At 66.6% G+C, this 12,716-nt stretch carries 12 protein-coding genes; 3 read left to right on the top strand and 9 right to left on the bottom strand.

Translation table 11 applies throughout. The annotated features are described in order from the left end of the window. Positions 1–10: 10 nt before the first annotated feature. From IBJ82_RS10390 to IBJ82_RS10375, 4 genes are all read right to left on the bottom strand, one after another. Positions 11–448 carry a hypothetical protein gene (locus IBJ82_RS10390; RefSeq protein WP_194825712.1) on the bottom strand — a complete coding sequence of 146 codons (438 nt, stop codon included), beginning with the start codon at positions 446–448 and terminating at the stop codon, positions 11–13. Further along, positions 445–1,869, bottom strand: a complete 1,425-nt coding sequence (locus IBJ82_RS10385; protein WP_194825711.1) for an APC family permease — start codon at positions 1,867–1,869, stop codon at positions 445–447. Before IBJ82_RS10385 ends, IBJ82_RS10390 begins: the two co-directional genes overlap by 4 nt. A 134-nt stretch (positions 1,870–2,003) precedes the next feature. Then, positions 2,004–2,705: a DUF2334 domain-containing protein gene (locus IBJ82_RS10380; protein WP_194825710.1), complete on the bottom strand. Its 702-nt coding sequence runs from the start codon at positions 2,703–2,705 to the stop codon at positions 2,004–2,006. 129 nt (positions 2,706–2,834) lie between these two features. Beyond that, positions 2,835–4,982, bottom strand: a complete 2,148-nt coding sequence (locus tag IBJ82_RS10375) for a S9 family peptidase (protein WP_194825709.1) — start codon at positions 4,980–4,982, stop codon at positions 2,835–2,837. Between the two features lie 134 nt (positions 4,983–5,116). Between IBJ82_RS10375 and IBJ82_RS10370 the strand changes: the two genes are divergently transcribed. Next, the gene (locus tag IBJ82_RS10370; RefSeq protein WP_228536828.1) at positions 5,117–6,154 is read left to right on the top strand and encodes a DUF2330 domain-containing protein; all 1,038 of its coding nucleotides are present in this window, start codon (positions 5,117–5,119) and stop codon (positions 6,152–6,154) included. Between the two features lie 12 nt (positions 6,155–6,166). On the opposite strand, the gene IBJ82_RS10365 is transcribed toward IBJ82_RS10370, so the two are convergent. From IBJ82_RS10365 to IBJ82_RS10345, 5 genes are all read right to left on the bottom strand, one after another. After that, on the bottom strand, positions 6,167–7,126 hold the full coding sequence (locus IBJ82_RS10365; RefSeq protein ID WP_370585251.1) for an alpha/beta hydrolase: 960 nt from the start codon (positions 7,124–7,126) through the stop codon (positions 6,167–6,169). 136 nt (positions 7,127–7,262) lie between these two features. Beyond that, entirely contained in the window at positions 7,263–7,685 is a 423-nt protein-coding gene (locus tag IBJ82_RS10360) for an HIT family protein (protein WP_056818792.1), read from the bottom strand. Positions 7,686–7,767: 82 nt separating this feature from the next. Next, positions 7,768–9,189 (bottom strand): adenylosuccinate lyase, encoded by a 1,422-nt coding sequence (gene purB / locus IBJ82_RS10355; protein ID WP_056819329.1) that lies wholly within the window; start codon positions 9,187–9,189, stop codon positions 7,768–7,770. 6 nt (positions 9,190–9,195) lie between these two features. Then, positions 9,196–9,849, bottom strand: a complete 654-nt coding sequence (locus IBJ82_RS10350; RefSeq protein ID WP_194825707.1) for a TetR family transcriptional regulator — start codon at positions 9,847–9,849, stop codon at positions 9,196–9,198. Positions 9,850–10,006: 157 nt separating this feature from the next. Continuing rightward, positions 10,007–11,170, bottom strand: coding sequence for a pyridoxal phosphate-dependent aminotransferase (locus IBJ82_RS10345; protein ID WP_194825706.1), 1,164 nt, complete (start codon positions 11,168–11,170; stop codon positions 10,007–10,009). 154 nt (positions 11,171–11,324) lie between these two features. Here IBJ82_RS10345 and IBJ82_RS10340 point away from each other — a divergent pair, with 154 nt between their 5' ends. Both IBJ82_RS10340 and IBJ82_RS10335 read left to right on the top strand, forming a co-directional pair. Continuing rightward, positions 11,325–12,446, top strand: a complete 1,122-nt coding sequence (locus IBJ82_RS10340) for a M23 family metallopeptidase (protein WP_370585250.1) — start codon at positions 11,325–11,327, stop codon at positions 12,444–12,446. Positions 12,447–12,528: 82 nt separating this feature from the next. Beyond that, the gene (locus IBJ82_RS10335) at positions 12,529–12,711 is read left to right on the top strand and encodes a YegP family protein (protein ID WP_194825705.1); all 183 of its coding nucleotides are present in this window, start codon (positions 12,529–12,531) and stop codon (positions 12,709–12,711) included. Positions 12,712–12,716 lie beyond the last annotated feature (5 nt).

The raw sequence follows: 12,716 nt of genomic DNA, 5'->3' as shown, positions 1-12,716 counted from the left end.
CTCTTCGGCCTCACTTCGTGGTGTCGTCCAGCTTCAGGGTTTCGAGATGGGAAAGATAGTCCTGCAAGCGATCCGGGCAATAGGTGGCGATCGTGATCGCCACCGCCTCGGCGGTATCGCGCGGGCCGATCACCGGACGCTGCCCCGGCCCGGCCGCGCCGTTGGTGATCGAGGCCTGATATTTCGCCTTGATCATCGGCGCACTCGGGTCCTGGCAGACCGACCCGCCGTTTTCGCCGAGCGCGTCGGCGATCACATTCGTCTCCGGCGCGGGTAGACCCGCGGCGACCAGATTGTTGTGCAACTGCTCGGCTTTCGCGGTGGCCTGCGTGCTCTCGCGGATCGCGCTGAAGGTCAAGAGCCCGGTCAGGGCGAACACCACGAGCAGCACACCGGTCGTGATGTAGATCCAACGTCGCTTGCGGTCAGGGGCGTCTCCGGTTGTCATGCCTGCTGCCCTTCCGGTACGGCGAACTTCCAACTTTCCCTGCGGTTTCGGTAGAACAGGTACGGAATGAGCAGCCCGACGATGCCGAGACCGCCACCGACGATGAGCAGGTACACCCACGGACTGCCCGCGCCGAACTGCGAGGGCGGCACGAAGCCGATCGTGAACGCGGCGATCGAGGAGGCGGCGCCGAGCGCGCACAGCGCCATCAGCGCGGGCGCCCGGTAGCCGCGCGGGTGATCCGGATGGTCTCTGCGCAGCTTGGCGGCGGCGGCGAACATCAGCACATACATGATCAGATACACCTGCGTGGTGATCACCGACAGAATCCAGTACGCGCTGGAGACATTGGGGATGAAGGCGTAGAGCAGCGCGATGAACGTGGTGAACACGCCCTGGGCCACCAGCATGTTCTGCTGTACGCCGTGCTTGTTGAGCCGGGTCAGGAACGGTGGCAGGTACCCCTCGCTGCGCCCGATCAGCAACAGCCCCTTCGACGGTCCGGCCAGCCAGGTCAGCATGCCGCCGAGCGCGGCGGCCACCAGTGCGATGCCGATGATGGGGGTGAGGAAGCCGATTCCGAAATGGCTGAAGAAGGCGTCGAAGGCCTGCATCACGCCCGCGGTGAGACTCAAGCTGGCCGAGGGGACGACCCAGCTGATCGCCAGCGCGGGCAGGATGAAGATCACCAGCACCAGGCCCATGGCGAGGAACATCGCCTTCGGGAATTCCTTGGCCGGGTTCTTCAGCGACGACACATGCACCGCGTTCATCTCCATGCCCGCGTAGGACAGGAAGTTGTTCACGATCAACACGAGGCTCGCGAGACCGGCCCATGCGGGCAACAGATGGTCCGAATTCATCGGCGCGGCAGAAGGATTGCCCTGTGCGAGGAACACCAGGCCGAGTACGACCAACAGTGTGCCGGGGATCAGTGTGCCGATCACCAGGCCCATACTCGACAATCCGGCCACCGTTTTCGTCCCCTGCGAGGACACGTACACCGCTGCCCAGTACACAGTGATGATCACAATCGCCACATAGAGCCCGTTGGACGCCAGCGACGGATGAATGATGTACGCGAAAGTGCTTGCTACATAAGCGAGCAAACTCGGATAGTAGAAAATCGTCATGGCGAATTGGCACCAGACGGCAAGGAATCCGAGCGGCTTACTCAATCCCTCGCTGACCCATTGATACACCCCGCCCTGCCACCCCGACGCGAGTTCCGCGGCGACCAGCGAGGTCGGCATCAGAAACAGAATCGCGGGAATGACGTAGAGGAATACGCAGGCCAAGCCATAGACGGCCATGGTGGGCGCCGATCGCAGACTGGCCACCGAACTCGTGGTCATCAGCGCCAAGGTCACCCAGGACAGATATTTCGTCGTAGTCGCGGCTTTCGTCGCGGTGCCCGTCATCAGCGTTGCCTCCTGCTGCGTTTACACAACTAGCGGAAACCACTCGATCAACTGATGAATGATAAATCGCGCAGGGAGGTATCAGGGCCACCGCCGCGCGCGCTGATCGCCGGTACGCGCGCGGCGGCGGCCGGTCAGGCAGCTCTGGCCGCCGAGTAGGGCTCCCAGCGGTAGACGTCGCTGCGGGCACCGTGATAGAGCGCGAGATCGACCGCGTCGAACATCGCCTGGCGCGGCCCCGACCGCTGCAACTGCGCCGCCGACACCGCAAGTCGCAGTACGCCGCCGCGCCGAGCGGTGCGCGCGGCACCCATCACCAGCGCCCGGCACCACCACGGTTCGGCCCGGAAACCCTCGCCGATCCCGTACACCCGAGCACGTTGGGCCACATCACGTTCCAGGTCGAGCATGCTGGTCAGCCCGAAGGCCATCCGGAACCCCACATCGGGCAGCGCCGCCAACGCACCGGAGGAGGCGTCCCAGCGCGGCGCGGCGAACAGCCGGGTGCGCAGTTCCACCCGCTCCATGACCCGATCGGCGGCCTTGAGCCGCAACGTCGCCTCGTGCCGCGGCAGATCGGCGAACTCCGCGCGCCGCGCCTTGGTGGCGGCCTGGTCGTAACCGTGCAGCACGATCGCGTCGCCTTCGAGCCGACGTCCGCGCAGCCACGACTGCGTCGCCGGATCGTCGACCAGTCGGTACTTGCCCTTCAAACGCGGCGCGACCAGCAACGACAGCCGCACACCGCGCGCGTCCATCTCCCCGGCGAATTCGATCGCGGCATCGCGAGTCGTATCCCGGATCCCCGACACCGAAACGATCAACTCAGCGTTCATGCACCAACGGTGACAGCCCGAGGTGACGCCGGCGTGCTGCCCCGATGACGCCCCGACGAATTTCGGCGCACCACTCACCACGTGCCCGGAAGAGAAATAGGGCCCCGGCCGAAGCCAGGGCCCTTCCGATCACGCGTCCGCGAGACCCACTCGGTCGAGCACCCACGCGTACTCGAAGCCGACTTCCTTCCACTTCTCGTAGCGTCCGCTCACGCCGCCGTGGCCCGCGGTCATCTCCGTTTTCAGCAGCACCTCGTTGTCGCCGGTCTTGGTGGCGCGCAGCTTGGCGACCCACTTGGCCGGTTCCACGTAGAGCACGCGGGTGTCGTTGAGGCTGGTGATGGCCAGGATGGCCGGGTAGTTCTTGGCCTCGACGTTCTCATACGGCGAGTACGACTTCATGTACTCGTAGACGTCCTTGTCCGCCAGCGGGTTTCCCCACTCGTCCCATTCGATCACCGTCAGCGGCAGCGAGGGGTCGAGGATGGAGGTGAGGGGGTCGACGAAGGGGACGTTGGCGAGGATGCCGTTGAACAGTTCGGGGGCCAGGTTGGCCACCGCGCCCATCAGCAGCCCGCCCGCGCTGCCACCGTCGGCGATCAACCGGTCGGGAGCGGTGGCGCCGGTGTCGATGAGATGGCTTGCGCAGGAGACGAAGTCGGTGAAGGTGTTCATCTTCAGCAGCGTCTTGCCGTGCTCGTACCAGAGCCTGCCCATCTCGCCGCCGCCGCGCACATGCGCCACCGCGAACACCATGCCGCGATCGAGCAGCGACAGCCGCGAGACCGAGAACGACGGATCGATGCTGGCCTCGTAGGAGCCGTAGCCGTAGAGCAGGGTGGGTTTCGGCCCGTCGGGCAGCCCGCTGCGCCTGATGATCGAGATCGGAATCCGGGTGCCGTCGGCGGCGATGGCCCAATCACGATGCTGCTCGTAGTCGTCGGCGTCGTAACCGCCGAGCACCGGCTGTTCCTTGCGCAGCAGCAGCTCACCGGTGGCGGGCACGTAGTCGAACACCTGCATCGGCGTGATGAACGAGGTGACTCCCACGCGCAGCGTCGGCTGCTCCCACTCCGGACTCGAACCCGCACCGGCGGAGAACAATTCGAGGCCGAAGTCGAGCTCGGTCAGCTCACCGAAGCCTTCCGGGGTGAGCGGCCACACCGAAAGGCGCGGCAGCGCGTCGCGCCGGTAGCCGAGCACCAGGTGGTTGGCGAAGGCGTCGATATCCTCGAGCCGCACGTCCTCACGATGCCCGATCAGCATCGTCATGTCCGACGGGTCGGTGGCGGGCGCGACGGCGAGCACGAAGTTCTCCGCCTTCACCCCGTCGACCACATCGTTGTGCAGGATCAGAAACTTGTCCTCGCCCGCGATCACCGCGTGCTCGGCCGAGTACTCCACGCCTTCGCGACGCGGCAACAACACCCGGAACTCGCCCTCGGGGTTGTCCGATTCCAGGACCCAGCCCTCGGTGGTGATCTTGGAACCGAGCCAGACCATCAGGTACTTCTCGGAGCGGGTCGCGCCGACACTGACCCAGTAGCGCTCGTCGGGCTCGTGGAACACCGTCACATCGGCGTCGGAACCGGTGCCCACGCGGTGGCGCCACACGGTGTCGGGGCGCCAGGACTCGTCGACGGTCTGATAGAAAATGTGCGTGCTGTCCAGCGACCAGGTCGCTCCCGGCGCCGCGCCCGCCACTTCGTCGAGCAGCAGCTCGCCGGTGCGCAGGTCCTTGATCCGCAGCGTGTAGCGCTCGTCGCCCGAGCTGTCCACGGAGTAGGCCAGCAGGTTACCGTCGTGGCTCAGCGAGAACGCGCCGAGCGCGAAGAAGTCCAGACCCTCGGCGAGGATATTGCTGTCGAGCAGTACCTGCTCGCCCTCGATCGCCGAGCCCGCCTCCAGTTGCGGCGGCGTCCAGGCGTCGATGCCCTCGGCCTTCGCGTCGACCGGACAGCGGCAGTGCACGCCGTACTGCTTGCCCTCGAAACTGCGCGAGTAATACCAGTAATCGCCGAGCCGGGTCGGCACCGAGAGATCGGTTTCCTGCGTCCTGGCCTTGATCTCGTCGAAGATCTTGTCCCGAAGGGGCTGCAACTGGTCGGTCTGCGCCGCCGTGAAGGCGTTCTCCGCCTCCAGATACGCGATGACCTCGGGGTCTTCCTTGTCCCGTAGCCACTCGTAGTCGTCGACGAACGTGTCACCATGGTGGACCCGCTCGAAGGGCGCCCTCTTCGCGATCGGCGCCGACACAGTCTCATTCTCGCCAGCCATTGGTCCACCGTAGCCGCCCCACTCCAACCGGGCCCGCCAACTCGGCCGCGGGCACTCGACAGCACTGCGCTCGCACCGGAAGACTGAGTATTTCCGCGCATCCGCGCGAGGCCCGTTCTGCGTAATCTGACCGCATGGGGATGCGGTACGCAGTTCGATCGTTGGTCCTGGCTGCCGGAATGGTGCTGGCCGCGGGATCGGGGGCGGTGATGTCGGCCAACGCGTGTGCGTGCGGCGGCGTCGTCAGCGGGGACAGTTCGGCGCGGGTGAACAGTGAATCGGCGGTCCTCGGCTGGGACGGGCGGCGCGAGACCGTACTGATGCGGTTGGGGATGCGGTTCGCCGGCGCCGACGCGGCGCTGATCGTGCCGACGCCGACACCCGCGACTGTCTCAGCCGGGAGTTCGGACTCGTTCGCGGAGCTCTCGCGCATGACCGCGCCGGAGCGGGTCACCGAGTACGACTGGTTCGGCAGCGGTTCGCTGGGTGGCGACGCATCCGGCGCCGCTCCGGGTTCGGGCCCCGAGGTGCTCGGCCGGGTACAGCTGGGCCCGTTGGAGGCAACCACCTTGCGCGGCGGAGATCTCACCGGAATCCGAGAGTGGCTCGACGCCAACGGTTATCAACTCCGACCCGAAGTGAGCGCCACCCTCGACCCCTACCTCCGCGAGGGCTGGTCCTTCGTCGCCATGCGCCTCACCAGCGCCGAACCTCTCTCCGGCGCCCTCGACCCGGTCCGTCTCACCTTCGATTCCGACCGCCTCGTGTACCCGATGCGCATGTCGGCCGCCGCGGTCACACCGCAATCGGTGCACCTTTACATCTTCGGTGACCACCGGGTGGCGCGCATCGACCCCGACACCGATGCCCACACCGTCACCACCGAATTCGCCTCTCCTGTCGCCGAACCCAGCGACTCGGACCTGAAAGCGCTTGCCGCAGGAAACAACTACCTCACCGAGCTCTCGGTCTACATCCCCGATCCCGCCACGATCACCAGCGATTTCCTTTTCGGCCCCGCCGCCGAGGACGTCCCCGTACGGGATCGCGTGGTGAGCAAGGAGTACGTCGAGATCCTCGGCCTGCCCGCGGGTTACGTACTGATCGTTGCCGGGCTGTCGGTGATCGGCGTGATCGCGAGCGCGGTCTTGCGGCGACGGTCCGCGAAATAGTCCAGGAGATCCTCAGGCCCCGAGCGCGGGTGCGATGAAGGGCCACGAGGCGTGCAGGGCGTCCTGCCAGTAGGACCAGGAGTGGGTGCCCACCGGGTGGTAGTCGATCCTGGCGCCGATGCCCGCACCACGCAGCCGCTGGTCGAAGGCCACCAGGCAGGTGTTGACGCCGAGTTCGATGGGTCCGCCGAGGAAGATGTTCTCGGCCAGCGTCGGCTTGAGTTCGGTCTCGTGCGGGCCGGGGATGCCGGTGCCGGTCGACAAGTACAGCGCCTTGCCGCGCAACCCTTCGATCATCAGAGCCGGGTCGTGCGAGGCCCAGTCGGGGCTGCCGGGCGCCCCCCACATGTTGACCGGGTTGCCGCCGCGATTGACGATGGAGAACATCATCGCGCCCGCCGCCATCGCGATGTCAGGGCAGGCACTGTAACCGGCGACCGCGCGATAGAGGCCGGGGTGGCGGGCGGCCAGGATGTAGGCCGCGTTGCCGCCCATCGACAGCCCGCCGATGCCGTTGAGGCCGTTGCCGTTGAAGTGTCCGTCGATCAGTCCCGGCAGTTCCTGGGTGAGGAACGTTTCCCACTTGTACCGGCCGAAACGCGGATCCTCAGCGATCCAGTCGGTGTAGTAGCTGGCCTGGCCGCCCATCGGGAGCACCACATTGACGTTCTTGTCGCGGAAGAAGGCTTCGGCGTCGGTGGCGTTGGTCCAGGTGCTCTGGCCGAGGCCGGGGTCGAGGCCGTCGAGCAGGTAGTACGTGCCGCGCGAGCCACCGCCGGCCGGATGCAGGACCTGCAGATCGACATTGCGGCCCATCGCGGGCGAGGTGATGGTGATGGCCGTACGGTGCGGAGTCAGTTCGTTGACACCGATGATCTGTGCGGCGGACGCCGTCGTGGGGTGAACCACCGTCGGTCCGAGCACACCTAGAGCAATTGCCAGCACTGCTGCAGCAACACCTGTACGACGCACGATGTACCCTCCATAACCGCATGCCAATGACAGTCCAAGGTAACCCACAGGGCAGCGAACTGGAAGCATTCAGCGGTTATGGCGTTTCTTCAGCAAACTTTCGAGTCCGCGATGACCGCTTCGTCCGAATTCCGGGTCAGCGGGTGAGCGCGCCCCGGATCGAGCCCGCCAGGTAGTCGAGATCCGCCCGCGCGGGTGACGTCGGCCGCGCGCGCAAGCCGAAACCGTCACCGGGCGTCCGTGGGATCACGTGCAGGTGCACATGGAAAACCTCCTGCCCGGCCGTCACCCCGTCGGCGAGAAAGAAGTTCACCCCGTCGGCCGCTACCTCACTGCTGCGCAGCGCGGCGGCGATCTGCTGCCCGACCTGAAAGAGCTTGCCGCCCAACGCGGGATCGAGATCGGCCAGACTCGGCGCCGGCACCTTGGGCACCACCAGGACATGGCCCGGTGTCACAGGACGAATGTCCATGAAGGCGAGGACCTCGTCGTCCTCGTAAACCTTCGAGGACGGGGCGGCCCCGGCGATGATGTCGGCGAAGATCGTGTACGGATTCACCCGCGTACGGTATCGACCTTTACGCACGAAAGCCCGCCACCTGCGCCGAAAAAGCGGCAGTGGCGGGCTGATTCGCACAGCTCTACAGAATCGGCGACGGCGAGTAGCGCGCGGCTTCCGGATTGGCTTCGACCAGCTTCTGCACCTGCGCGACCACCTCGGACACCTGGTCCGAGGCCGCGCCGATGAACGCGGCCTTGTCGGCCAGCGCCGCGTCGAGTCCCGCACGGTCGAGGGGCATCCGCTCATCGGCAGCCAGACGATCCAGCAGATCGGGTTCGCGCCCCTGCTCACGCATTGCCAGCGCCACCGCCACCGCGTGCTCCTTGATGACCTCGTGCGCGGTCTCGCGGCCGACGCCCGCGCGCACCGCCGCCATCAGGATGCGGGTGGTCGCCAGGAACGGCAGGTACCGATCGAGCTCACGCGAGACCACCGCCGGGTAGGCGCCGAACTCGGCGAGCACGGTCAGGAAGGTCTCCATCTGCCCGTCGATGGCGAAGAACGCGTCCGGCAGCGCGACCCGGCGCACCACCGAGCAGAACACGTCGCCCTCGTTCCACTGCGCGCCCGCCAGCTCGGCCGCCATCGAGCCGTAACCGCGCAGGATCACCTGCAGGCCGTTCACCCGCTCGCACGACCGCGTGTTCATCTTGTGCGGCATCGCCGACGACCCGACCTGCCCCGGCTGGAAACCCTCGGTGACCAGCTCATGACCGGCCATCAGCCGAATGGTGTGTGCGAACGACGACGGCCCGGCACCCAGCTGCACCAGCGCGGACAGCACGTCGTGATCCAGCGAACGCGGGTACACCTGACCCACGCTGGTGAACACGTTCGCGAAGCCGAGGTGAGTCGCCACCTGCTGCTCGAGCGCGGCGAGCTTGTTCGCGTCACCGTCGAGCAGGTCGAGCATGTCCTGGGCGGTGCCCATCGGGCCCTTGATCCCGCGCAGCGGGTAACGCTCGATCAGCTCCCGCACGCGCGCGAGGCCGACCAGCATCTCGTCGGCGGCCGAGGCGAAGCGCTTGCCCAGCGTGGTGGCCTGCGCGGCGACATTGTGCGAGCGCCCGGCCATCACCAGGGTCTGGTACTCGGCAGCCCGCTCGGCCAGCCGCGCCGCGATGGCGATGCCGTGGTCATAGACGTGCTGGAGGGAGAGCCTGATCTGCAGCTGCTCGACGTTCTCGGTCAGGTCGCGGCTGGTCATGCCCTTGTGCACGTGTTCGTGCCCGGCGAGAGCGTTGAATTCCTCGATGCGCGCCTTCACGTCGTGGCGGGTGACCCGCTCACGCTCGGCGATCGAGGCCAGGTCCACCTGGTCGATGACGCGTTCATAATCCTCGACAACCCCTGCGGGGACATCGATTCCGAGCTCGGCCTGCGCACGCAGCACCTCCAGCCACAGCCGGCGCTCGAGCACGATCTTGTTCTCGGGCGACCAGAGCGCGACGAGCTCCGGGCTGGCGTATCGGGTGGCGAGGACATTCGGGACGAGGCTCACGAGCACTCAGTCTAATTGCCGCACCCGTTCGGGCTGGGAGGGCATCATGTTCGGGACCACGGGCGGGGCGACGATGTCGATCATTTCCAGCAAACCGGCCCGTGCCGGTCGGCGTGGTTCGGGGTGGCCCTCGATCAGCGCGGCGACCACCGCACCGTCGACGACGGCCACCATCCTGCGTAACTGCTCGGGGCGCACCACTCGATCGGAGCGGCGCAGCACGTCGGCGAGCAGTTCCTCCAGCTGGGTACGTAGTCGGAGCTGGACCTCGCGTAACTCGGGGTGACGGGCCGAGGCCACCGAACGCTCGTAGCGGGCGATGAGCTGGCCGCGGGCTTCGAGGTCGCCGTCGTCGGGGCCGACGAGCACGTCGAGCACCAGCTCGACCGTCGCCTCGGTGCCGCGCCGGCGATGACTGACCTCGCCCACCCGGCGGCGCATCGCGTCGAGTTCGATCGCGCCGCTGAACTCGACGGCGCGGGCGATCAGATCCTCCAGCGATTCGAAGTAGTAGGTGGTCGAAGCGAGTGGAAGATCGGCTCGCGAGGCCACCGAACGATGCCGCACGGCGTCGAAGCCGCCTTCGAGCAACAGCTCAGCCGCCGCCGCCACCAGAGCCTGCCGACGTCGTTCGCCTTTCGGAGTCGTTGCCGTGGTCACCGTGCAGGAGTGCCAGTCATCATCAGTTCAACCGTGCGCAATCGTCATCGGGGAAACAGTGGGAATTCGGGATAACTGAGTTTTACCGTATCCCGGCACAGATGTGTTCGTACTACGCAAAGTTGTTGTCGCACATCACTGTTGACAAGGGGTCGAATCAGCCCTTCAGGAACCGTCCCAGACGCTCCAGCGCTGCGGCGATGTCGTCGGTGGCGCCCGCGAAGGAAAAACGGACCGTGTGGTTTCCATTTACAGTGTCGAAATCGAGTCCGGGCGCCAGTGCGACACCGGTTTCGGTGAGGACTTCGGCGCACCAGGCGCGTGAATTGTCGGTCAAATGTCCAATATCGGCGTAGGCGTAGAAGGCGCCGTCGGCGGGTGCGAGTTCGGTGATTCCGATCGCGGGTAAGCCCTCCAGAAGCAGCGACCGGTTACGCGAGTACCGGCGCACATGCCCGTCCAGTTCATCCTTGGCTTCCGGTCCGAACGCGTGCACGGCCGCGTACTGGGAGATCGCGGGCGGGCACACCGTCATATTCGACGCCAGCCGTTGCAGTGCCGGGCGCAGGTCGGCCGGGGCCAGCATCCAGCCGAGCCGCCAACCGGTCATCGAGAAGTATTTCGACACCGAACCGATCACCACCGATTCGCGAGAGAACTCCCACGCCGAGGAGGTCGGCGTGCTCGCGCCCGCATAGGTGATGCCGTGGTAGATCTCGTCGGAGATCAGCAGCGTGCCGTGCTGCTCGCACCAGCGCGCCAGCGCGGCGAGCTCGGCGGGGTCGATCATGGTGCCGGTGGGATTGGCCGGGCTGGCCACCACCAGACCTTTGGGCGGCTCCGGCAGCGCTTCGAGCATCGCCACGGTCGGCTGGAATCTGGTCTGCGGGCCGCAGTCCAATTCGACGACCGTACAACCGAGCGCGGACAGCGTGTTGCGGTAGGCGGGGTAGCCGGGGCGCGCCACCACCACGGTGTCACCCGCGTCGAAGGCGGCGAGGAAGATCAGCGTGAACGCGCCCGACGACCCGGTCGTCACCACCACCTCGTCCGGGTGCACGTCGTAGCCGTAGGTCTCGCTGTGATGCCCCGCGATGGCCTCGCGCAGCGGCAGAATGCCGAATGTTTCGGTGTATCCGAGCAATTCGTGATCGATAGCGGCCCTGGTCGCCCGCAGTACCGGCGCGGGCGCCTGCGTCGACGGCTGCCCCGCCGCGAGCACCAGCACATCGCCGTGCGACCTGGCGCGTTCCGCAGCCGCTTTCCACACATCCATGACGTAGAAAGGGGCAATGGCCGACCGGCGCGATTCTCTGGACACCCGAACGACGGTAGAGCACCCGATTGCGGGCGTTCACGGATATGGTCGGCACAATGGCTCCGACAGCGATTACGCAGCCACCGACGCGACCCCTGCGGTCACGTCGGGGCCGGGGCGCGGGGGCGAGATGAAGCGGACAGGGACAGCGCGGAACGTGGGCGAAGGCACCCGCGCGGAGGAAGAGCGCGCGGAATCCGCCTCCTCGGTCGGCACGGATATCGCGGACGAGACAGCGGCGGCACCCGCGGGCGACGACGCCGAAACGACCGGAAACCGCGAGACGATTCGCCGTCGACCCGTCAGCGTCAACGGTCGTATTCTGCAAGCGAATTGGCGCGAACAACTGCCGACCAAGGTTGCCGCGCGCGATCGGATGACCGAGTGGGCCGCGCGGTATCCGCTGGTCGGTGAGATCGCGGGCGAGCTTCGTAGCGGCGAGGTGCGCAAGGTCTTCTGGCGGCGGCCCAAGGCACAGGCCGAGGGGATGTGGGCGCGTCGGCCGAGTCGCGAACGGGTGCGTCAGATGCTACTCGAACGGCGCGTGCTCATCGCCGGGGTGCTCGCGGTCGCGGTGTTCGTGGCGGCCGACGGACAGTTCGGCGGCGCCGTCGACGAGCGACCACTCGCACCGGGCGAAGCGCTGCACATTGCCATCGCCTATCCCCCGCAACTGCTGCCCAACCCGCAGTCGGTGACCCCGATGCTGAACGCCATCGCCGCAGGTGAGAAGCGCCGCGAGGCACATGTGGTCGCCGCGGCGGCCCGGGCCACCCTCGAACGCGCCAAGGCGGAGGCGGCGGCCGCCGCGTCAGGTGAATGGCAGGACTGGATGGGCCAGCGCGCCCCGGTGGTCCCCAGCGTGATGGTGCCCGGATCGACCCCGTCGGTCGGCGGGTTCAGCCTGCCCGCGAAGGGCGCGTTCACCTCCGGCTTCGGCTCCCGCTGGGGCACCATGCACCGCGGCATCGACATCGCGGGCCCCATCGGCAGCCCCATCTACGCCGTCGCCGACGGCACCGTGGTGGAGGCGGGACCCGCGCAGGGTTTCGGCCTGTGGGTCCGGATCCGCCACGACGACGGCACCATCAGCATCTACGGCCACATGTACGACTTCTTCGTCTCCCAGGGCGAGCGCGTGCCCGCCGGAATGCAGATCGCACGCATCGGCAATCGCGGCGATTCCACCGGGCCGCACCTGCATTTCGAGATCGTCCAGAACGGTCAACATGTGGACCCACAGGCCTGGCTCGCAATGCATGGATTGCGTCTCGATTGACATCACGTCGAGACCACCGACATCACGGGAACGTTAATGTGAAACCTGTCGAGTGTTTCCCTCCGAATGAAGCGAGGCAACCATGGCAGGCAAGTTCGAGGTATTCAAGGACAAGGCGGGAAAGTTCCGTTTCCACCTGAAGGCCGGTAACGGCGAAATCGTCCTCGAAAGTCAGGGCTACGAAAGCAAGGAAGGCGCCAAGAAGGGAATCGCCTCCATTCAGACGAATGCTCCGAACGCCCAGGTCCTCGACCTCACCGCCTGACGCGA

Origin of the sequence: Nocardia sp. XZ_19_231 (genome assembly GCF_015355705.1) — a bacterium.
In the GTDB taxonomy this organism is placed as follows: domain Bacteria; phylum Actinomycetota; class Actinomycetes; order Mycobacteriales; family Mycobacteriaceae; genus Nocardia; species Nocardia salmonicida.
The sequence above is the reverse complement of the archived record's forward strand: the minus strand, read 5'-3'. Positions and strand labels throughout refer to the sequence as shown.

Excerpts from the sequence above, each read along its gene's own strand:
- IBJ82_RS10335 (WP_194825705.1), top strand. The coding sequence starts at position 12,529 with ATGGCAGGCAAGTTCGAGGTATTCAAGGACAAGGCGGGAAAGTTCCGT.
- IBJ82_RS10380 (WP_194825710.1), bottom strand. The coding sequence starts at position 2,705 with ATGAACGCTGAGTTGATCGTTTCGGTGTCGGGGATCCGGGATACGACT.
- IBJ82_RS10370 (WP_228536828.1), top strand. The coding sequence starts at position 5,117 with ATGGGGATGCGGTACGCAGTTCGATCGTTGGTCCTGGCTGCCGGAATG.
- IBJ82_RS10385 (WP_194825711.1), bottom strand. The coding sequence starts at position 1,869 with ATGACGGGCACCGCGACGAAAGCCGCGACTACGACGAAATATCTGTCC.
- IBJ82_RS10375 (WP_194825709.1), bottom strand. The coding sequence starts at position 4,982 with ATGGCTGGCGAGAATGAGACTGTGTCGGCGCCGATCGCGAAGAGGGCG.
- IBJ82_RS10390 (WP_194825712.1), bottom strand. The coding sequence starts at position 448 with ATGACAACCGGAGACGCCCCTGACCGCAAGCGACGTTGGATCTACATC.